General features: G+C 60.2%; 19 protein-coding genes and 1 pseudogene. 11 read left to right on the top strand and 9 right to left on the bottom strand.

All coding sequences use genetic code 11. The annotated features are described in order from the left end of the window. Window positions 1–138: 138 nt before the first annotated feature. Entirely contained in the window at window positions 139–903 is a 765-nt protein-coding gene (gene istB / locus ACP15R_RS23105) for an IS21-like element helper ATPase IstB (protein ID WP_058317429.1), read from the bottom strand. Further along, on the bottom strand, window positions 900–2,399 hold the full coding sequence (gene istA / locus ACP15R_RS23100) for an IS21 family transposase (RefSeq protein WP_139246466.1): 1,500 nt from the start codon (window positions 2,397–2,399) through the stop codon (window positions 900–902). Before istA ends, istB begins: the two co-directional genes overlap by 4 nt. Window positions 2,400–2,530: 131 nt before the next feature. On the opposite strand from istA, the gene ACP15R_RS23095 reads away from it, so the two are divergent. Next, on the top strand, window positions 2,531–2,698 hold the full coding sequence (locus ACP15R_RS23095; protein WP_424988355.1) for a hypothetical protein: 168 nt from the start codon (window positions 2,531–2,533) through the stop codon (window positions 2,696–2,698). A 236-nt stretch (window positions 2,699–2,934) separates the two neighbouring features. On the opposite strand, the gene ACP15R_RS23090 is transcribed toward ACP15R_RS23095, so the two are convergent. The 5 genes from ACP15R_RS23090 to ACP15R_RS23070 form a co-directional block, all read right to left on the bottom strand. After that, window positions 2,935–3,594, bottom strand: coding sequence for an IS1595 family transposase (locus ACP15R_RS23090; RefSeq protein ID WP_424988354.1), 660 nt, complete (start codon window positions 3,592–3,594; stop codon window positions 2,935–2,937). Window positions 3,595–3,712: 118 nt separating this feature from the next. Continuing rightward, window positions 3,713–3,982, bottom strand: a complete 270-nt coding sequence (locus ACP15R_RS23085) for a Txe/YoeB family addiction module toxin (RefSeq protein ID WP_424988353.1) — start codon at window positions 3,980–3,982, stop codon at window positions 3,713–3,715. Beyond that, window positions 3,979–4,230 carry a type II toxin-antitoxin system Phd/YefM family antitoxin gene (locus tag ACP15R_RS23080; protein ID WP_424988352.1) on the bottom strand — a complete coding sequence of 84 codons (252 nt, stop codon included), beginning with the start codon at window positions 4,228–4,230 and terminating at the stop codon, window positions 3,979–3,981. Before ACP15R_RS23080 ends, ACP15R_RS23085 begins: the two co-directional genes overlap by 4 nt. A 331-nt stretch (window positions 4,231–4,561) precedes the next feature. Further along, window positions 4,562–4,828, bottom strand: a complete 267-nt coding sequence (locus ACP15R_RS23075; protein WP_424988351.1) for a hypothetical protein — start codon at window positions 4,826–4,828, stop codon at window positions 4,562–4,564. Next, window positions 4,785–5,642: a TRAP transporter substrate-binding protein gene (locus tag ACP15R_RS23070; RefSeq protein ID WP_424988350.1), complete on the bottom strand. Its 858-nt coding sequence runs from the start codon at window positions 5,640–5,642 to the stop codon at window positions 4,785–4,787. The genes ACP15R_RS23075 and ACP15R_RS23070 overlap by 44 nt, the downstream gene beginning before the upstream one ends. A 276-nt stretch (window positions 5,643–5,918) precedes the next feature. Here ACP15R_RS23070 and ACP15R_RS23065 point away from each other — a divergent pair, with 276 nt between their 5' ends. From ACP15R_RS23065 to ACP15R_RS23020, 10 genes and pseudogenes are all read left to right on the top strand, one after another. After that, window positions 5,919–6,623 carry a GntR family transcriptional regulator gene (locus tag ACP15R_RS23065; protein ID WP_424988349.1) on the top strand — a complete coding sequence of 235 codons (705 nt, stop codon included), beginning with the start codon at window positions 5,919–5,921 and terminating at the stop codon, window positions 6,621–6,623. Window positions 6,624–6,646: 23 nt separating this feature from the next. Then, window positions 6,647–7,891 carry a pyridoxal phosphate-dependent aminotransferase gene (locus ACP15R_RS23060; RefSeq protein WP_424988348.1) on the top strand — a complete coding sequence of 415 codons (1,245 nt, stop codon included), beginning with the start codon at window positions 6,647–6,649 and terminating at the stop codon, window positions 7,889–7,891. Then, window positions 7,888–9,540 (top strand): thiamine pyrophosphate-dependent enzyme, encoded by a 1,653-nt coding sequence (locus tag ACP15R_RS23055; protein ID WP_424988347.1) that lies wholly within the window; start codon window positions 7,888–7,890, stop codon window positions 9,538–9,540. Before ACP15R_RS23060 ends, ACP15R_RS23055 begins: the two co-directional genes overlap by 4 nt. A gap of 13 nt (window positions 9,541–9,553) precedes the next feature. Continuing rightward, complete coding sequence (locus ACP15R_RS23050) at window positions 9,554–10,804, top strand: sarcosine oxidase subunit beta family protein (protein ID WP_424988346.1); 1,251 nt, start codon at window positions 9,554–9,556, stop codon at window positions 10,802–10,804. A gap of 9 nt (window positions 10,805–10,813) precedes the next feature. Continuing rightward, entirely contained in the window at window positions 10,814–11,089 is a 276-nt protein-coding gene (locus ACP15R_RS23045) for a sarcosine oxidase subunit delta (protein ID WP_424988345.1), read from the top strand. Further along, window positions 11,086–14,016: a sarcosine oxidase subunit alpha family protein gene (locus ACP15R_RS23040; RefSeq protein WP_424988344.1), complete on the top strand. Its 2,931-nt coding sequence runs from the start codon at window positions 11,086–11,088 to the stop codon at window positions 14,014–14,016. The genes ACP15R_RS23045 and ACP15R_RS23040 overlap by 4 nt, the downstream gene beginning before the upstream one ends. After that, complete coding sequence (locus tag ACP15R_RS23035; RefSeq protein ID WP_424988343.1) at window positions 14,009–14,575, top strand: hypothetical protein; 567 nt, start codon at window positions 14,009–14,011, stop codon at window positions 14,573–14,575. The genes ACP15R_RS23040 and ACP15R_RS23035 overlap by 8 nt, the downstream gene beginning before the upstream one ends. Next, on the top strand, window positions 14,572–15,996 hold the full coding sequence (locus tag ACP15R_RS23030; protein WP_424988342.1) for an aldehyde dehydrogenase family protein: 1,425 nt from the start codon (window positions 14,572–14,574) through the stop codon (window positions 15,994–15,996). The genes ACP15R_RS23035 and ACP15R_RS23030 overlap by 4 nt, the downstream gene beginning before the upstream one ends. 3 nt (window positions 15,997–15,999) lie before the next feature. Further along, a complete protein-coding gene (locus ACP15R_RS23025) occupies window positions 16,000–17,394 on the top strand; it encodes an FAD-binding oxidoreductase (RefSeq protein WP_424988341.1) in 1,395 nt (464 codons plus the stop codon). A 138-nt stretch (window positions 17,395–17,532) separates the two neighbouring features. Continuing rightward, a pseudogene (locus ACP15R_RS23020) lies at window positions 17,533–17,739 on the top strand (hypothetical protein); the annotation flags it as partial. A gap of 289 nt (window positions 17,740–18,028) precedes the next feature. Here ACP15R_RS23020 and ACP15R_RS23015 read toward each other — a convergent pair. Further along, window positions 18,029–19,195, bottom strand: coding sequence for an ABC transporter substrate-binding protein (locus ACP15R_RS23015; protein WP_424988340.1), 1,167 nt, complete (start codon window positions 19,193–19,195; stop codon window positions 18,029–18,031). 48 nt (window positions 19,196–19,243) lie between these two features. Continuing rightward, on the bottom strand, window positions 19,244–21,124 hold the full coding sequence (locus ACP15R_RS23010) for an AMP-dependent synthetase/ligase (protein WP_424988339.1): 1,881 nt from the start codon (window positions 21,122–21,124) through the stop codon (window positions 19,244–19,246). Between the last annotated feature and the right edge of the window lie 8 nt (window positions 21,125–21,132).

Genomic DNA, 21,132 nt, shown 5'->3' with positions numbered 1-21,132 from the left:
TGTCAACGGCGGAGTAAAATTCGGCCATTGTGGCGGAGCAAAAGTCGGCCAGTTTGGGGCGAGCGCCTTGGAGCGTGCGGCCCTCATATAGCAAGCCCGGTCCAAGGCGCATTGGCCGTCAGGCCAATTCTGTGAGGTTCATTTGTTAGCGGCGGCGAGGCGGGCGCGGCTTTGATTGAGGCGGTAGCTTTCGCCGTTCATCTCGAGGATGTTGACGTGGTGTGTCAGCCGGTCCAGCAGCGCGCCGGTCAGGCGTTCGGTGCCGAAGGTTTCGGTCCACTCCTCGAAGGGCAGGTTGCTTGTGATCAGGGTCGACCCTCGCTCGTAGCGCTGTGAGATCAGCTCGAACAGAAGCTCGGCGCCGGTTTTGCTCAAGGGGACGAATCCCAGCTCGTCGATGATCAGCAGTTTGACCTTGGCGAGTTTGCGCTGGAGTTGCAGGAGGCGTTTTTCGTCGCGGGCCTCCATCATCTCGTGCACGAGGGCTGCGGCGGTCACGAAGGCGACAGGCAATCCTTTCTGGCAGGCAGCCAGTCCCAGCCCGAGGGCGACATGGGTCTTGCCGGTGCCGGAGGGACCGAGCGCGATCACATTCTCCTTGCGTTCGATCCATTCGCAGCGCGCCAGCTCCAGCACCATCATCTTGTTGAGCGACGGGATCGCCTTGAAGTCGAAGCTGTCCAGGCTTTTGATGGTCGGGAACTTTGCGGCCTTGATCCGGCGTTCCACCATGCGCCGTTCCCGGTCGATCAGTTCCAGCTCGGTCAGCCGGGCCAGGTAACGCACGTGATCTACGCCTTCAGCGGCGCAGATACGGGCCTGCTTGTCATGTTCACGCAGGAACGTGGGCAGCCGAAGCGTTTTGAGATGGTGGGCCAGCAGCAGTTCGGGTGCATCCGTCATGCCCCACCTCCTGCCAGCAGGCTCATGTAGGATGCGGCGGAGGTGGTGGTGATGTTGGTTCTGGGCAGGAAGGGATAGACATCCAGATCCAGCCTCGGAGGCCTTTGCTCGACCCTGCACAAGATCAGGTGCTTGATTGCATCGAAGCTGACCGCTCCCATTCGCAGGGCATCTTTGACGGCAAGATGCAGCACGTCAATCTCGAAGCGCTCCAGAAGGCGCAGGACCTGCACATACTCGCGCTTGCCGGCCTTTCCCTGCCGGGCTTCCAGCAGTCGGCGCAGGGTTTTGAACGCTTCGGGCAACTCCCAGCCCTGCAGAGGCGCGGCCTGATCGAAGGACATGATCTTGCGTTCGATCAGCGCCAGGTAATGCAGTGGATCAAACACCATGTCGCCGGTGTCATAGGAGCGCGAATGCTCAGCGATCACCTCGGCGCCGCAGCCGATGACAACCCGGGTCACGAAGCCCTTGATCCAGACCGCACGGTGGCCGTAGGCAACCGGCACCGAGTAATCATTGCCGCGATAACGCACCACCGATGTCGATGTGACCTGGCCACTTTGCAACTCACAGGCCTCAAAGGGGGTGCCGGGCAAATCCCGCATCGCCGCGAGATCGGCCTTCAGCCGTTCCCCGATGCTGACCTTGTGGCCACGCAGAACATCACCCTGGCGCTTGCGGCACTGCTCTTCCAGGTGAGCGTTGAACGCGTGCCAGTCCGGAAAGGACGGGATCGGCACCATGAAGTTGCGACGTCCGTAGCCGACCAGCCCCTCCACGGCCCCTTTGTCATTGCCCTTGCCGGGACGGCCATAGCGGTCCCGGATCACGTAATGCGACAACATCGCGCTGAACCGCTGGGTTCTTTGCCGGGAGCCATCCGGCAGAATCCGGGCAACCAGGCAGCGGTCATTGTCATAAAGAACCGACTGGGGAACCGCGCCGAAGAACGCAAAGGCATGGACATGGCCGTCAAGCCACGCCTCGGTATTGGCCGCAGGATAGGCCCGGATGTAGCACGCGTCGCTGTGCGGCAGATCGAGGGCAAAGAAGTGTGCCTTCTGCTCGACGCCGCCGATCACGACAAGCGCTTCACCAAAATCGGCCTGTGCATGACCGGGCGGATGGCTCAGCGGCACGAACATCTCCTTGCCGGTCCGCTTCCGGTCTCGAACGTAATCCTTGACGATGGTGTAGCTGCCATCAAAACCGCACTCGTCCCGCAACCGCTCGAAAATACGCTTGGCGGTGTGACGCTGCTTGCGAGGGCGGCTCCTGTCTTCAGCAAGCCATTGGTCCATCTGGCTGGTGAACGCATCCAGCTTCGGGCGCCTGATCGGCGCTGTCCGCCGATATCCCGGCGGTTCCGAATAGGCCAACATCTTCGCAACACTGTCCCGGCTGATCCCAAAATCCCGGGCAATCTGACGCCCGCTCAATCCATCCTGGAAATGAGCGTGACGCACCTTCAAATACAAGTCCACGGTGTATATCCCCAAGCCCTCCCGAAATCCGAAAGGGCAAAAGTGGACGACTTTTACGCCGCCCGCGACAACACTATGCCGTCGCTACCGTGGCCGAGTATTGCTCCGCCGTTCACACCATCATCGTCGAAGCAATGCGCATGAATGCCATCGGTGAAGCACAAATCATGGCGCTCCTGACCCAAGGCATGGACGTATTCGAGCGCAATGAAAACATGACAAAGCACGAAACTTTCGGCGCAATCGGTACACTCACAAGCGTCTTGGACACGATCAAACGCACGAAAGACGCACAGCTGATAGACTGACCTCTGACGACCGTCCAAACGCAGTCAAGCCGTCAAACGATGGGTGATCAGCCTACGCTTACTACCGACCTCATCCCCGAGCACGTCCGCGCCAACGCCCCGATCGCGCCGCCGCCACCGCCGAAACGCCGTGGACGCCCGCCGAAAGCCAAGAACGGAGCTGCTGATCACTGAAACCGGCTGATCGCCGGACCCGTGCAAGTGGAGAACTTTACTTCGGCACTTTTGGGGAAAATTCAAACGGCGTTGACAGGGGTGTAGTCAGTAACCGGCAGCGCCTTCTGATAAGCCTTGTGCTCATCTGTGTGGACCTCTGAACCGGGTTTCACGTTCTCTACGATTTCTGGAATCAGTGACCACCGGGTCTGATCTGGCACGACCTTTAGCATCGCGTCACCGCCGCGCTCTACCATCCCCATGACAACGGCTTTGCGTTCACGCCAGTCCATGCCCTTTGTGACACCGCCACAAAACGTCTCGTCAACCTCTACGACCTTGCCTTCGCCGCCAATCGGTCCTTCACCGTCTACAGCGGCCATGTGTTCGCGGATAAGCGCCGCCATGCGCCACGCGGTCTTGTACGTCACGCCAAGCTGGCGCTGCAATTCCTTGCCGCTGACACCGTGCTTGGACGTAGTGAACAGGAAGATCGCATAGAACCAGAGTTGCAGCGGCGTGCGGCTCTTTTCAAAGATACTGCCGACTTGCGGGTGGATATGGTGCCCGCACCACTGGCAGGAGAACGCTTGTTCAGACTGCAAGCGATACCATTTCGCGGAGCGTTCACACTTTGGGCATTCGTGACCCTGACCGAAGCGGACGTTGAACAGATGCTCAAGGCAGGCTTCATCTGTGGGGAACTGTGCGAAGAATTGGCGGACGTTTGTCTGTTTCATGCACTATAGGCAGCCTTTCGACTACCGTATGTCAAGGGGATACACCCCAGAAATTCAACTGCACCGCCAGGACTTCGAGTGTCTATCTTATGTGAAAGTTGGCATGCGCGTACGGCGATCAATAGTGATATCGAAGTTGGGCGATTTCTAAGCTTTGACCATCGCCTGTGCCGCTCACTCGGTAGACGAAACGGTGTTCACTTGTTATGCGCCGAGACCACCAGCCGCTGAGATCGCCCTTCAGTGGCTCAGGTTTGACAATCCCTTTGAAGGGAATCCGCTGCGTTCCTTTGATAAGTTCATTGACCCGTTGCAAACCCTTTTCGTTGCCCGAGGATTGCCACCAGAGGCAATCCTCCCAAGCCTGATCGGAGAAGATGAGCCTCACAACTCAATGTCACGCTCGATGCCCTTGCCTGCATTCAATTGCGCGATCGCAGACTGAAGACGCCGCACGTTCTCGGGACTCTTTTGCAAATGCAGCGTTTCCTGTATGGCGTTGTATTCGTCGAGCGAGATCATCACGACAGCTTCACGTTTCTTGCGGGTCACAACGACTTCAATACGATCGTGTATGACACGGTCCATCACGTCTTTGAGCGATGCACGTGCATCGGTATAAGTTACTACGTCCATGTACATCTCCTGCGTTTCCACATAGATATGGACAGAATACCGTACATGCCAAGAGGGCGATCCCGTCTTACTGCGTTGCACGCATTTCGCTCGGGCAATTGCTGTTCCGGACATCGCAACCGACACGGAACTTCCTTTCGGGCATTGCCAGGTTGCTGAAGCCGCCTTGAAGTTGTAGCGCGAAACCACTTTAAATCTGTCTGATCTTCCCGCCTGAATGCGCTTGGGCCGACACCACTAACGGCTATGAAGCGGCGCGAAACGCTGCGGGTTAGGGCATAGCCAAGTGAGGCAGCGATCTCTCGGTGGGGGAGGATCATGTACGCCGGAGCTAAAACTCCTGACGCGCCTTCAGATTCTTGAGTTCCCTGCGCAATCGGATTCCCACATCCAGAAACGGTCGCGGAGGCAGTCGCTTCGGATCGGGGATCGACAGCTGCAGGTTCAAGAGATCGCTTTGCCCGCCTTGCATATACTCCGCCAAAAGCGCGCCGGTCGCCTCTCCTCGGGTCATCGGGGACACGTCGTTTGTCAGGATGGCAAACAGGTTGGTGTCATATTCCCCGAACACCGCGCCGTTGTTGGTGGTAAAGGCCATGGCCCCGCCCCAGCTGTGCTCGAAAGGCAGATCTGTCAAACTCGGCCAACGCGCGATCAACGCTCTGCGGTGCTCGGCGGCCATCCCAGACATCCTTGTTCACCACCACCAGATTGCGCGGCAGCCACATGTTCAGCTCGTAGTAATACTTGAGAACTTCCCACAACTTCTTTTCGACACCGGAAGAGCCCGAGCCAACCGTGGCATCGGCCACGCCGGTCGATAATGCCTGGGTCAGTTCGGCATATTCAACCTGAACACCCTGCGCCCCGGCCAATTCGGCCATGTGCAGGATCCCGGCATTGTAGCCGCGCACCTTCATGCCCTTCAGATCATCGATCGAAGTCAGCTCTTTTTTGGAATACAGGCCTTGCGCGGGCCAGGGAACCGAGAACAGGACAACCAGATTCTGCTCAGCCAGAATTTCGCTCAGCACCGGACGTGAAGCGTCCCATAGGGTCACGCTGTCCTCAAACGATGGCGCAAGGAACGGCACCGAGTCGACGCCAAATACTGCGTTTTCATTGGCATGGGCTGAAATGATGCGCTCACCGATCTGCACCTGACCGGTCTGCACGGCGCGTTTGATCTCATTGCCGGGAAACAGCGAGCCCGACGGATGGATGACGATGTCGATCTCACCACCTGTCGCGATACGCACCGCATCGGCAAAGTCGCGCAAGTTCTCGGTCATGTAGCTGTTGTCAGGATATGCGGTCGGCATGTCCCATTTTTCAGCCATGGCCGTGCTGGCCAGGCCGGCCGCAAGAATTGCGAAAGCGGCCGTTGCACTGCGGAGTTTATTGAGAATCATGGTTTCCCTCCATTGGACTCTCATTTGCATACAAAACAGAAGAGACGCTCGTCAACAAAAATCCCCAACACCCGCCCAGAGCACAGCCAGCTCCAGGGGAAAGCTTGCAAAATATTCCCGCAAATCGCCATAATTTTACTGCGATCGCCAAAAATTTAGACGCCCCACCCTCTCTCGCGCGTTCTCCCCCGACACGGGCCTCTGCAAATTGGGCGCTCAAATTTACTTGACTATTTTCTCATTTGCATACAAATCAATGGGGCGGAGGATAGAGCAATGCATACAAACGAGATCTTTGAGCGCTTCGTCACACGCCCTGCTGCGGAGGTTGACGCCACCCCTCTCCCCAAGGGAAAAAGCGAGCGGGTGGAGCTGCTGTATCGCGATCTGAAATCCGACATTCTCAGTGCAAAGTTCCAACCGGGTGAACGCCTTATCGAAGAACGGCTGACAGAACGCTACAACCTGACCAGTCGCACACCGGTGCGCGAAGTCCTTGCCCGGTTAAAAAGCGAAGGGCATGTCAGCGTGCGTGGGCGGTCTTATATCAGTCCGGAATACGCCGCCGAATCGCTGTTGCAACTTTATGATGTGCGCCTGTCGCTGGAGATTCTGGCCGTTCAGGGGGCCGTCAGCAGTCGCGCGGGAGCGACGACTCTGCGGTCGCGTCTTCAGCTGATGGCAGACGCGCAAGCACGCCATGATCCCATTGCCGTAAACGCCGCTGACGGCCTTTTTCACCTGGCTATTGCAGAAATGACCGGCAATCAGGTGCTGATTGATATGCTTTCGCAAATCCACGAACGCGTGTTCCAGATACGCAACCTGTTCTTTGCAACTGCCGAAGAACAACAAGATATCCTGCCGCCCCATCAGTTGCTGTTAACGGCAATCGAACGCGGCGTGAAAGAGGTCGCGATGGCCGAAATGTCATATCACCTGACCGAGTCGCGCCAAAAGTTCAAAGATCAGTTGAACTGAACCCAGAACAGGGATCCACAACCATGACGGACCATTCCACCTTGGCGGCAACCAGCCGCGCGACACGCATTCAGGGGATGGGTGTCTCGCGCATCCTGCAATTGGCGCAAACGGCGCGGGAAATGAAGGCGCAGGGGATTCCTGTCATAGACCTGTCCGCCGGCCAACCCGACTTTGACACGCCGGGAAATGTGCGCGACGCCGCCATGCGCGCGATTGATCGTGGCGAAACCCGCTATACAGCGCTGGATGGCACCGCCGCAATGAAGGACGCCATTCGCCACAAATTCGCGACCGACAACAAGCTGGCCTTCGCCGAAAACGAAGTCATGGCCGGTGCCGGCGCCAAGCAGCTGTTGTTCAACGCCTTGATGGCCACAATCGACCAAGGCGACGAAGTCATCCTGCCCACGCCTTGCTGGCTGTCCTATTTCGATATCGCAAAAATCACGGGCGGCGTTCCCGTCGCAGTCAGCGGATCGCTTGAAAGCCGCTACAAGATCACGCCCGATCAGCTGCGCAAGGTCATCACGCCGCGTAGCAAATGGATCTTGTTGAACTCGCCTTCGAACCCGTCAGGCGCCGTGTACGCGCATGATGAGCTTGCGGCTCTTCTGGCCGTGATAGAGCAACACCCGACACTCTGTGTCATTGCCGATGATGTCTATGAGCATATCCGTTTCGACGGCACGAGATTCGCCACCCCCGCTGCGGTGCGCCCGGATATGCGTGATCGCATCCTGACGATCAACGCCGTGTCCAAGGCCTTTGCGATGACCGGTTGGCGGCTGGGTTACGCGGGCGGGCCTGCCACGTTGATCAAGGCCATGTCGATCGTACAAAGCCAAAGCACCACGAACCCCTGTTCGATCAGCCAGGCCGCTGCGGTCGAGGCTTTGACCGGTCCCGGCGATTTTCTCGACATGGCCCGAGCGACCTATGCCCGGCGCCGCGAAACGCTGTTTGACGGGTTGGCGCGCATTGACGGGATCGAGGGCGTGCCGCCGGAAGGGTCGTTCTTTGCCTTTGTGCGTATTGCGCAACTGATGGGCACGCAGACGCCGGATGGCACGACGATCACCGATGACACGACCCTTAGCGACTATCTGTTGAACAGCGCAAATGTCGTCACCGTGCCGGGATCGGAGTTCGGTCTGCCCGACCATCTGCGCCTGTCCTTTGCCGTTGCCGATGAAGACATCAAAACCGCCCTGGCCCGCATGGAAATGGCGATCAGCGCGCTGCATCAAAAGAAAGTTCTGGGATGAAACATGACACTCTGAAAACCCGCGCCGCCGATCATCTGGTTGACCAACTGGTCGCCCAGGGCATCGATCAGGTCTATGGCGTGCCCGGCGAAAGCTATCTCCCCGTTCTGGACGCCTTGCATGGGCGCGAGGACGTGATCCGCTATGTGACCTTCCGCCAGGAAGGCGGCGCCGCCATGGCCGCGGATGCGTATGGCAAGCTGACGGGCAAGCCCGGCGTGTGTTTCGTCACCCGTGGCCCCGGCGCAACCAATGCCAGTGCGGGAGTTCATGTCGCGTTTCAGGATTCCACGCCGATGATCCTGTTCATCGGACAGGTGGCCCGAAACATGACCGAACGCGAGGCGTTTCAGGAAATCGATTATCGCCGGATGTTCGGGCAGATGACCAAATGGGTCGCCGAGATCGACGACGCCTCGCGCATTCAGGAATTCGTGACCCGCGCCATGCGCGTTGCGATTTCCGGGCGTCCGGGTCCGGTCGTGCTCTCGCTGCCCGAAGACATGCTCTATGACGAGATTGTTGCACCCCCTGCCCCCGCGCGGATCGACGTGCCGCGCTATGCCCCTGCACCCGACGCGATGGAGGCGCTAAAGGCCCGTATCGCCACGGCGAAGAAACCCCTGATTATCGCTGGTGGTGGTGGCTGGACCAATAGGGGCATTGCCGCCCTGGCAAAGTTTGCCGAAGTTCAGAACCTGCCCGTCGCCGTGTCGTTCCGATCGCAAGCCCTGATGGACAACGATCACCCCAACTATGTCGGCCATTTCAGCGTGGGGCAGACCCCGTATCTGGCCGATGCCCTTGCTGACAGCGACCTTCTGATCGCAATTGGCCCGCGTTTGGGCGAGATGACCACCGCCGGCTATACGCTGCTCGAACCACCGGTCCTGAAACAGGATCTGGCCCATGTCTTCCCGGCGGGCGAGGAAATCGGTCGGGTGTATGAGCCCACCGTTTCGCTGGTGTCGGACACCGAAAGCTTCTGCAGCGCCGCAGCCGCCTGGTCCCGGATTGCACCGGGTACATTCAGCGAGCGCACCGTGGAACTGCGCGCGCAATACGAAGGCTACAACAATCCGGCAACCGTGGGCGACGACCCTTTGGCCCCGATGTTTGCCCATCTGAACGAAGTTCTTCCGCGTGATGCGATTTTCTGTAACGGCGCCGGGAACTACTCGGGCTGGCTGCACCGCTTCGTGCGGTATCGCGCGCCAGGGTCGCAGCTGGCCCCCACGTCCGGATCGATGGGCTATGGCCTGCCCGGAGCCATCGGTGCCGCAACGGCCGCGCCAGATCGCGAAGTCTATGCCTTTGCGGGTGATGGGTGTTTCATGATGACCTGTCAGGAGCTGGCCACCGCCATGCATCACGATCTGAACCTGACCGTGATTGTCATCGACAACAGCCGCTATGGCACGATCCGCGCACATCAGGAACGCGAATACCCCAAACGTATCTCGGGAACTGGCCTGACCAACCCCGATTTCGTGGCCTTCGCGGCGTCGTTTGGTGCGGGAACGGCACGCGTTCATGATCTCGACGGGTTCAAGTCAGCCCTGGCCGAGGCCCGCGCCCGCAAGGGCCTGAACCTGATCGAAATCCCGTTGGACCACGGAATTTTGGCGCCGGGCAAACGGCTGGACTGATTGGAACTGACCCATGAAATACAACGCATGGAACATCTTTCGTCAGGGCCTGACCGGCAATAAGGGCTGGCAGGCAGCCTGGCGCAAGCCTGACCCGAAACCCACCTATGATATCATTGTCGTCGGAGGTGGCGGGCATGGTCTGGCGACCGCATATTATCTTGCCTCCAAGTTTGGCCAGCACCGCGTGGCGGTTCTGGAAAAAGGCTGGATTGGCGGCGGCAATGCCGGGCGCAACACTACGATCGTGCGCTCGAACTATCTGCTTGATGGCAACCAGCCGTTCTACGAATTCTCGCTGAAACTGTGGGAAGGTTTGGAACAAGAGCTGAACTTCAACCTCATGATGTCCCAGCGTGGCATGTTGAACCTGCTGCATTCGGACGCCCAACGCGACGCGGGCGTGCGGAGGGGCAATGCCATGCTGATGTCCGGGGCGGATGCCGAATTGATGGATCGCCCCGCCCTTGAGGCCGCCTATCCGTTCCTCGATTTCGACAACGCCCGCTTTCCGATCAAGGCCGGGCTGATGCAGAGGCGCGCCGGCACAGCCCGCCACGATGGGGTCGTCTGGGGCTATGCCCGCGCCGCCGACAGGCTTGGCGTCGATATCATCGAGAACTGCGAGGTCACCGGGTTCAGCATCGAAAACGGTGTCTGCACCGGCGTCGAAACCACCCGTGGCAAGATCGCCTCCGCCAAGACAGCCGTCTGCGTTGCCGGCAGCTCGGGCCGCGTCATGGCCATGGCCGGAATGCGCCTTCCGATCGAAAGCTTTGCCTTGCAGGCTTTCGTCTCCGAGGGGCTGAAACCGGTATTGCCAATGGCGTTTTCATTCGGGGCCGGGCATTTCTATGTCAGCCAATCCGACAAGGGCGGATTGGTGTTTGGCGGCGATCTGGACGCCTATAACACCTATGCCCAACGCGGTGGGTTGGACGTAGTCCAGGACGTAGCCGAATGTGCCATGGCTGTGATGCCTTCCATCGGGCGCGCGCGGCTGCTGCGCAGCTGGGGCGGGCTGATGGACATGTCGATGGACGGATCGCCCTATATCGACCAGACCCATATCGACGGACTCTTCTTCAATGGCGGCTGGTGCTATGGCGGCTTCAAGGCCACGCCGGGTTCGGGTTGGGCCTATGCGCATCTGCTGGCCACCGGACGCCCGCACGAAATTGCCACGGCCTATCGTCTGGACCGCAGCCTGACTGGCGCGATGGTCGACGAAAAGGGCCAAGGCCCAAACCCCAACAAGCACTGAGGTCGAACGATGATCATTCCTCATCCCCTTCTGGGCCCCCGAGACATGGCTGAATTCACATATCTGGGCGCGGCCAGTTTGATGGACCGCCCATCCCCCGAGGACGGCCTGCACGCGATGCATGAGCATGTCTATTTGCGAGATAACCCCGCCGGCGAGCACCGCGAGCTTTGGTACCACGCACAAGGCGATCGGTCGTGGTTGGTTGTTACACGAAACACGCTGACGCAAGAGATCACCTGCGTCGAACTGGCGCGCGATATTGCCTTGGAGGCATTGGCATGACCCGCCTTGAAGGGGCCCTGGTCGATCAAACCCGCCCGCTGAATTTCACCTTCAACGGCAAGCCAATGCAGGGGTATCACGGCGACACGCTGGCCTCGGCGCTATTGGCCAACGGTCAGAAGCTGGTCGCGCGGTCGTTCAAATACCACCGCCCGCGTGGGGTTTTCAGCGCCGGGTCCGAGGAACCCAACGCGCTGGTCACCTTGCATGACGGGGCCGCGACCACTCCAAACACCCGCGCAACCGTCGTTCCGCTGGTTGATGGGCTGCAAGTGCGCAGCCAGAACCACATGGGATCGCTTGAAAACGATCTGCTTGCGGCCAACGACCGGCTGGCGTCCTTCTTTGGTGCCGGATTTTACTACAAAACCTTCATGTGGCCTGCCGGCCTTTGGGAAAGGCTGTACGAACCCATTATCCGAAGGGCCGCCGGGCTGGGTAGGCTGTCGGATCAGGGCGACCCCGAAGAGTATGGCCGTGTACATGCCCATTGTGACCTGCTGGTCATCGGCGCGGGCCCCGCCGGGCTGATGGCGGCCCTGACCGCCGGTCGCGCAGGGGCGCGGGTGATCCTGGCGGATGAAGACTTCCAGATGGGCGGTCGCCTGAACGCCGAGCGTTTGCGGGTTGGTGACGACAGCGGCCAGGATTGGGCCGCATCTGTTGCCGCAGAGCTGACAAGCCTTCCCAACGTGCGTTTGCTGACCCGGACGACGGTTTGGGGCACCTATGACCACGGCATCTATGCCGCATTGCAACAAGCCCCGTTCACACGGCCCGAGGCAGGCAAGATCGGGTCGGTGCAATGGCGGATCACGGCGCGCCACTCGATCCTGGCCGCTGGTGCCACCGAACGCCCCATCGCTTTCGGCAACAACGATCGCCCTGGCGTCATGCTGGCCGGATCGGTGCGGGCTTATGTGAACCGCTGGGGTGTGGCACCTGGTGACACGGTGACCGTGTTCACCAACAACGATGACGGCTGGAAAACGGCGCATGATCTGACCGCCGCCGGGGTCACCGTTGCCGCGATCATCGACAGCCGCACAGACACGCAAATGACTGCTCCTGACGGGGTCGAAGCCATCTTGGGGACGGCGGTCATTGACACCAAGGGGCACAGGGCGCTGCGTCAGATCACTCTGGGTTCGGGGCGCAAGATTGACACCGATTGCCTTGCGGTTTCGGGCGGGTGGAACCCGAATGTTCACCTCAGCTGTCACCACCGCGCCCGCCCAACGTGGTGTGAGGAGCTGGCGAGCTTCGTTCCCGGAAAAAACCTGCCCCAGGGCATGACCGTGGCAGGTGTCGCCCAAGGCAGTTTCGAATTGGGCGCGGCCCTGGCCGAAGGCGCAAACCGCGCCGCAATCGTGTTGGACGCGCTTGGACGCCCGCACCAGACACCGGATATCCCACGGACTTTCGACACGCCCTATCGCATTCATGCCTTGTGGCAAGCAGGTGCAGGTCGGGCTTGGGTTGACCTGCAAAACGATGTGGGCACCAAGGACATCACCCTGGCCCATCGCGAAGGGTACCAGTCGGTCGAACACCTGAAACGCTATACGACACTGGGCATGGCGACAGATCAGGGGCGCACCGCGAATGTGCTGGGCCTGGCGCTGATGGCCGAAGCCCGCGGCCAATCCATCGAGGAAACCGGCACCACCATGTTCCGCCCGCCTTATACGCCAGTGCCCATCGGAGCGCTTGCTGGCGGGGATCGCGGCATGGCTTTCCGCCCGACCCGACGCACGCCTGCACATGACTGGGCCGAAGCGCAAGGTGCCGTGTTCGTCGAAAGCGGTGCCTGGTTGCGCGCCCAATGGTTCCCGCGTGACGGCGAAACCCATTGGCGCCAGTCCGTCGACCGCGAGGTCACAGCGACACGCGCCTCGGTCGGGATCTGTGATGTGTCGACGCTGGGCAAGATCGACCTCAAGGGGCGCGATGTCGCCACCTTCCTGAACCGCGTCTATGCCAATAAATTCGCCAAACTCGCCGTGGGCAAGACACGCTATGGCCTGATGCTGCGCGAAGATGGCGTGGTCATGGATGATGGCACAACGGCGCGGCTGGGGGAACATCACTATGTGATGACCACAACCACCGCCAATGCTGGCCCTGTGTTTCAACACCTTGAATTCTGCCTGCAATGCCTGTGGCCGGATCTTGATGTGCATTTGCAATCGACCACCGACGCCTGGGCGCAGTTCGCCGTGGCCGGACCCAGATCGCGCGCCTTGCTGGAAAAGCTTGTCGACGCGCCGTTTGATGTCTCGAACCAGGGTTTTCCCTTCATGGCGTGCGGGAACCTGACCATCTGTGGCGGCACGCCAGCCCGGTTGTTCCGTGTCTCGTTCTCGGGCGAGCTGGCCTATGAACTGGCCGTGCCTGCCCGGTTCGGCAATGCCTTGGCCGAGCGACTGATGGCAGACGGCAAGGAATTTGACGTCACCCCCTATGGCACCGAAGCGCTGAATGTCATGCGCATCGAAAAGGGTCACGCCGCGGGCAACGAACTGGACGGGCGCAACGCCGCCATAAATCTGAACATGGCGGGCATGACCGGAAAAGAGGTCGATTTCATTGGCCGCACACTTCAGGCGCGGACCGAAATGCAAGGTGATGAGCTGCCCCGCATGGTTGGTCTCAGAGCAATCGACACGCAGGCAGAACTGAGTGCCGGTGCCCATTTGATTGACCTCGGAGACCGCCCGACCACGCAAAATGATCAGGGTTGGGTCTCTTCGGCAGCGTGGTCGCCCACCTTGGGATGTCCTATCGCGCTTGGATTTCTGCGCGGTGGCCACAAACGCCTGGGCGAACGCCTGCGGGCCTGGGACGGCGTGCGCGGACGGGACTGCGAAGTCGAAGTCGTGTCGCCTCATTTCCATGATCCAGAAGGAGGGCTGCAACGTGGCTGAGACCGGATTGCAAGCGCGCCCATTGGGCGCGGGCATCACCCATAGCATTGGCGAAACGACCCTGTCTGTCATCGCCAGGAAAGAGCTGCTGGCAATTGCATACCCCCCCGCCATGGCGGCGCAGGTAGAGGTTGCCCTAGGCGCTTTGCCCACTCCAGCGACCAGCACCGCACTTTCCACCGGACAGCAGATCCTTTGGGTCGGGGTTGGACAGCTTCTTTGCTTTGGCACCTCCCCGCTGGGCGAAGGTGCCACGGCGGCCAAGCTTGAAGACAGCGGCTATGTCACCGACCTGTCCGACGGCTGGATTGCGCTGGACCTGTCAGGCCCGGACGCCCAGGCCAGATTGGACCTTCTGACCCTGCCGGATCTCAGCGACGAAGCCTTTGCCGTGGGCGCGGTCACCAGCACCCCCATCGGACATCTGCGCGTGGTGATCTGGCGCAAGACACAAACGCAGTTTGTTCTGCTCTCGGCCGCATCTTCCGCCCTGTCGCTGATCCAAACCCTTCAAGATGAACTCGCCCTGCTGGACAGGGTCTCGGAGACCATACGATGAAACAGAACTTGATTGCTGGTAAATGGGTCGCGGGAAGCGATGTTACGGAAAACCGCAATCCGGCCAATCCTGACGAACTGATCGACATCTATGCCCGTGCCACCCAAGCCGATGTCGAGGCCGCGATTGCCGCCGCAAACGAAGCCTTTGATCGATGGTCACAAACCTCGCCACAAGTGCGCGCAGACCTGCTGGACGCGATCGGCACACGCATACTTGCCCGAAAGGACGAGATTGGCCGCCTGTTGGTGCGTGAGGAGGGAAAAACGCTACCCGAAGCCATTGGCGAAACTGTTCGCGCGGGACAGTTGTTCAAGTTTTTCGCGGGCGAAGCGCTGCGGTTTTCCGGGGACCTGGTCGCATCAATCCGCCCTGATGTGGATGTCGATGTCACCCGCGAGGCGGTGGGCGTTGTCGGCTTGATCACTCCGTGGAATTTTCCGATTGCCATTCCCGCCTGGAAAATTGCCCCGGCGCTGGCCTATGGCAATACGGTGGTGTTCAAACCCGCCGACCTGACTCCGGGCTGCGCCCATGTTCTGACTGAAATCCTGCACGACTGTGGCTGCCCCCCGGGGGTGTTCAACATGGTCATGGGGTCGGGATCTCTGATCGGACCCCTGCTGGCGAGCAGCCCGGATGTGGATGCGATTTCCTTTACCGGGTCTGAACCGGTTGGGGCGGGCCTGGCTGAAACCTGCGGGCGCAATCGCAAGAAATTGCAGTTGGAAATGGGCGGAAAGAACCCGATGATCGTCCTGGACGACGCCAACCTCGACATCGCGGTCGATGCCTGCCTGAACGGTGCATTCTTTTCCACCGGACAACGCTGCACCGCATCGTCGCGCCTGATCGTGCAGGCGGGGATTCACGACCGTTTTGTCGACAGCCTGACCAAACGCATGACGTCCTTGCGTATTGGCGATCCGTTGGAGGATAGCACGCAGATGGGCCCGGTTGCCTCGCTCAAGCAGTTGCAAGGGAACCTCGGTTATGTCGACCTGGCCCGCCAGGAAGGGGCCGAGGTGATCGGCGGCGAGGCCTTGGACCGAACCGGATACTTCCAGGCCCCCGCCCTGTTCGTGAATGCAACAAATGACATGCGCAGCACCCAAGACGAGATATTCGGCCCCTGTGCTTCGGTCCTGAAGGTTGCATGTCTGGATGAGGCAATCTCGGTCGCCAATGACACGGTGTTTGGCCTGTCTTCGGGAATTTGCACAACCAGCTTGAAGGCCGCCCGTACCTTCAAGCGACGCTCGCAAGCCGGGATGGTAATGGTCAACCTGCCCACTGCGGGGGTGGACTATCACGTTCCGTTTGGCGGACGAAAAAGATCCAGCTTTGGCCCCCGTGAACAAGGCCGTTACGCGGTCGAGTTCTACAGCTCAGTCAAAACCGCTTATACTCTGGCGGTGTAAGCCATGGACCTGGCAACGGAAATTGGTGCTCTTCTGGGAACATCCGGCTGGCTGGTCGATACCGACGACACCGCGCCCTATACGCGTGACTGGTTGGACCGCTATGGTGTCGCGCCGCTTGGTGTGGCGCGCCCGGGGTCGACGGCAGAGGTCGCTGGCGTCATGCGCCTGTGCCACGCCGCTGGCACAGCCGTTGTGCCTCAGGGCGGGCGCACCGGGTTGGTTGGTGCGTCAGTCAGCGAAGCGCCGGGATCGGTCATACTGTCCCTGTCGCGGCTCAACCAGATCGACCAAATCGACCCGGACGGGTTTACCGCCACCGTGGGCGCCGGGCTTGTGCTCAGCCAATTGCACGATGCGCTGGAGCAGCAGGACCTAGAGTTTCCGTTGCATCTTGGCGCTGAAGGCAGCGCCCAGATCGGAGGGCTTGTGGCCACGAATGCCGGCGGCAGCCACGCGTTTCGCTATGGCACCATGATAGACCAAGTCCTTGGGCTGGAAGTTGTCCTGCCTAATGGTGATGTCTGGGACGGCATGCGCCGCTTGTTGAAGGACAATGCCGGGTTCCAGCTTCGCAAACTGTTTTGCGGCGCCGAGGGGCGTTTGGGCATCGTCACCAAGGCCGTTGTGAAACTGCACCCCGCCCCGAAATCCCGTCTGACCACAATGCTCGCGCTGCCCGATCTGTCCAACCTGCTGAAGATCGGGCGCAGCCTTCGGTCCACCACAGGCGATTTTCTGACCGCACTCGAATTCTTCGACGACGGGATCCTGGACCTTGCGCTGCATCACGTCCCGGATTTGCAGTTTCCAATGGAAACGCGTGCGCCGTTTTATCTTCTGTGCGAACTGGCCACCACATCGGACGGCGTTGACCTGGATGACGTTCTGGAACGCGCCCTGACGCCGGGCTTTGAAAGTGGGCAGATCGCCGATGCGGTATTGGCACAGTCCCACAGCCAACGCGCCGCCTTGTGGCGCATTCGCGAAGACCTGCCCGAAGGCACCCTGCGCGAAGGGCGTCAGCTGAAACATGATATCTCGGTCCCGGTTGCACGGTTCCCCGATTTCCTGACCACATGCGCGCCACGGGTCGATGCGATCCTGCCCGGAACGCGCATCTGGACCTTTGGGCATCTTGGGGATGGCAACATCCATTACAACTTATCCCCGCCCGCGGGTATGGGTGATTTTGGCGGCCATGACTCGGCACTTAACCACGCGATCTATGCCTGCGCCGAGGAACATGACGGCAGCTTTGCCGCCGAACACGGGATCGGTCGGTCGAAGCTGCCCATCGCCAACGCGCTGCGTACGTCCACAGAGCGCGCTCTGATGGCCCGCCTTCACGCCGCGATCGACCCCGAAAACATCATGAACCCGGGGGTCGTCGTGTGAGCCATGCCCCACCCCGCTCTGCGCCATATCCACGCCCTGCTGTTTCCCGAGCACCCGGCCGCCAGCCTATCAACAGCGCTTCCAAGCCGTCCGCCGTCGTGACGCGCTGATCGAGAAACTGGCCTCGCTGCCGGCGGCACCGGGTGCAGCCATCACGCCGATCTCGGGACGAAGAACCAGCGCTTCCGGGTCCACTACCTCCCGGAACCCGGCTGGAAGGCCGCGCCGCAAGCATCCATGACAACACACGCCGAAGCGTGCCGGGCCATGAATCGCTCAGATTACGGACGTATCAGCTTCTTGCGAAACCGCACCTCGCCCAACATCGGTACCCCATGCCGCTGAAAAACCGACTTTGCCAAGTCCACCCCAATCATTGCATCCACAAGTTGCCGTCCTCTCCGTATCGTGGCTGTAAACACCGCGACTTTGGCACATTGCGATGCCGTCAAGGGAGGGCGGCAACCATTCCATCTACTCTCAAAGGCAATAAGAGCCGCTGTTCAGGTATCGCTCGCATCGCAAAATTGTGCCGCTGCGCTCGAACACCGCGGTGGCTGGTGGCAGACGCGGCGAAGATCTCGGGGCTATCGGTGCGGGGCCAACCCAAACCCGGGCTGGCCCCGACCGGTCTTTACTGGCGCGCGATTTCCATCCAGTTGCCATCCTTGATGACCGAGATGACCACCTCGTCCGCGCCCTGGTGATCGGTTGCCGAGTAGGTCACGGTGTTGCCCGACACCACGTCTTCGTAATTGAGGCTTTCCATGCCCTTCTGGAAGGTTTCGGGAGTCAGGTCCGGACCGGCGGCCTCAAGTGCGCGCACCAGCGTTTCCGCCGATGAATGCCCGAGCAATGCGCCGGAACCGGGAAGCTCTTCGCCCGTTGCCTCGGTATAGCGCTTGAAGAACTTCTGCACTTCGGGCTTGTCCATGCGCGACAGCAGGTCGGCCCAACCGGATGCCGCATACATGCCTTCGGTCACGCCACCGGGCACCTTGGCCATCACCGTGTGAAAGCCCGCCGAAGAGTTGATGAAGGACATCTCCGTCAGCCCCAGTTTCTTGGCCGTGCCCGACACGGTGATCGCCTGGCGCACGCCCAGAGCCAGCGCCACGATTTGACAGCCATCCGCGTTCAGCTTTTGCAGCGCGCCGACAAAATCGGAATCATCCGGCTTGTGGGTGGTTTCCGACACGAAACTCAGCCCCTCCGTCTCGGCGGAAATGGACTCGGCCCCTTCCTTGATGTCCTTGCCAAAATCGGTTGGCAGATACATCGCACAGATATTGGTGGCGCCCTTCATCTCGGCCAGATGGGCCACGCCGACGCGGATCTGGTCATAATAGGTCGCGGTGCCGGCAAAATGCAGCGGGTGGAACGGTTCGGCCATCTGGCGCGCCGCCGTCAGCGGGCTAACATTCGCCACCTTCTTGGCGTCCTGCAACTTGAAGGCCGCGATGTTCATCGGGGTGCCAAGCGACAGCAACATGGCAAAAACCTTGTCACCATTGACCAGCTTGTTCATGCCCTGAATGGCCTTGGGCATCTGGTACCCGTGATCCTCGACGACAAAGCGGATCTTGCGGCCATGGATGCCGCCGGCCTCGTTCACCTCGTCAAAAACCAGCTGTGCCGCCTTGGTCGCCGGGGCGCCAAAGGCCGCAAAGGGGCCGGACAGATCATTGTTGGACCCGATCAGGACTTCGGTATCGGTGACGCCCTGCTGGGCATGAACGGGTGCCGCGGCCATCGCGGCGGCCATGGCGGCTGTCGCCAGCCTGGTTGTCAGTGTCTTCATTCCTCTTCTCCGTTGTTGTTTTCCTGTGAAAGGCCGTGTCCGATGAGCTCAGTACATCTGGCTGATCAACGCCCCGTGTTTGGTCTCTACAAAGCTGCGCTTGAGCTTCATGGTCGGTGTCAGCTCATCATCATCGGCACTCAGCAATATGTCGATCAGGCGGAAATCCTTGATCTGTTCGGCGCGCGCGAATTCCTTGTTGACCTCGTGGATGGTGTCGCGGATCAAATCCTGAACCTCTTTCGCGGCGCATAGCGAGGCATAGTTCGAAAACGGCACGCGTTTGTCCTGGGCAAATTTCTCGACGTTTTCCTGATCGATCATCACCAGGCAGGTCAGGAACTTGCGCTTGTCCCCGATCACCACCACGTCAGAGATATAGGGCGAGAATTTCAGTTTGTTCTCGATCTCGGCTGGCGTGATGTTCTTGCCGCCCGCGGTGATGATGATGTCCTTGAGCCGCCCGGTGATTTTCAGATAGCCATCGTCGTCGATCGTGCCGACATCGCCGGTGCGCAGCCAACCATCGCCGGTAAAGGTTTCGGCGGTTTTTTCCGGGTTGTTCCAATAGCCCTGGAAAACATTGCCTGCCTTGTACTGAACCTCGCCCTCCGGGGTGACGCGGATCCGGGCACCGGGCAGAACGCGGCCGACCGTGCCGACCCGGTTGTTGCCGTCGCTATTTATGGCAATGACACCTGAGCTTTCGGTCATGCCATATCCTTCGAGCACCGGCACGCCAATCGCGTGGTACCATTTCAGCAGTTCGGGTGAGATCGGCGCAGCCCCCGAGCCGCCACGGCGCAGGCGATCCATGCCGATCATGCGCCGCAGGTTTTGCAGCACGGCCATGTCCCAGAAACGATAGGCGAGGCTGGTGCCAAGCGGAACCCCCCTGCCCGCCGCCACGTATTCCGCCCGCGCCTCTCCGGCCTTGACCGCCTTCGCATAGGCCCATTTCTGCAGGTGCGTGGCATCGCCGATGCGAATGGCGACCTGCGAATAGATCTTTTCCCACAGGCGCGGCACGGCGACAAATGTCTGTGGGCTGACCTCTTGCAGGTTGTCGAAAATCGTCTCCGGGCTTTCGGCAAAGTTGATCGTCGAGGCCGCGGCGATGGGCGCGTTGACCGAGAAAACCCGCTCCAGAATGTGGCACAGGGGCAGAAAGCAAAGCTGGTCGTCTGTGGCGAATACCGGGCCATCGCGCAGCCCGGCGGACACGGAATACATCAGGTTGCCATGGCTGATCATCGCGCCCTTGGGTTTGCCCGTCGTGCCGGACGTATAGACCAGAATCGCGATATCTTCGGGTTTGATCGCGTCGATCGAGGCATCAAAGGCCTGCGGATGGGCGGCATGATAGGCCGCGCCGATTTCATACAGCTCATCCAGAAAGATGATGTCAGGGTCGGAAAACCCGTGCAGCCCCTCGCGGTCCATCACGATGACCTTGGTCAGGCCCGGAAGAGTGTCGCGGATTTGCAGGTACTTGTCCAACTGCTCGTCATTCTCGACAAACAGAAACCGGCTGTCCGAATTGTTGACCAGATACCCCAGCTGCGTCGCGGAATCGGTGGTATAGACCCCCGAGCATATGCCGCCCACGGACTGGACCCCCATGTCGGTGTACATCCATTCCTTGCTGTCTTCCGACAGGATCGACACGACCTCGCCGCGTTGCAAACCCATCGATACCAGCCCAAGCCCGAGATTCCGGGCACGGGTGAAATAATCGCTCCACGAATGCGACCGCCAGATGCCGAATGTCTTTTCGCGGTGGGCCGTGCGCGAGCCCAGCGTCTGTGCCCGCAGGCGGAACAGTTTTGGCGTCGCGTCCATGCCGTCGATGTAAAACGGACCCTGCGACAGGTCGGCATTGACCATGAGGCCGTGGATCTTTTCCTGGGGGGGGAGTGTGTCTGACATGATCAATC

It is taken from the genome of Microbulbifer sp. S227A, assembly GCF_049800935.1.
This window is presented reverse-complemented; position numbering and strand designations above follow the sequence as displayed.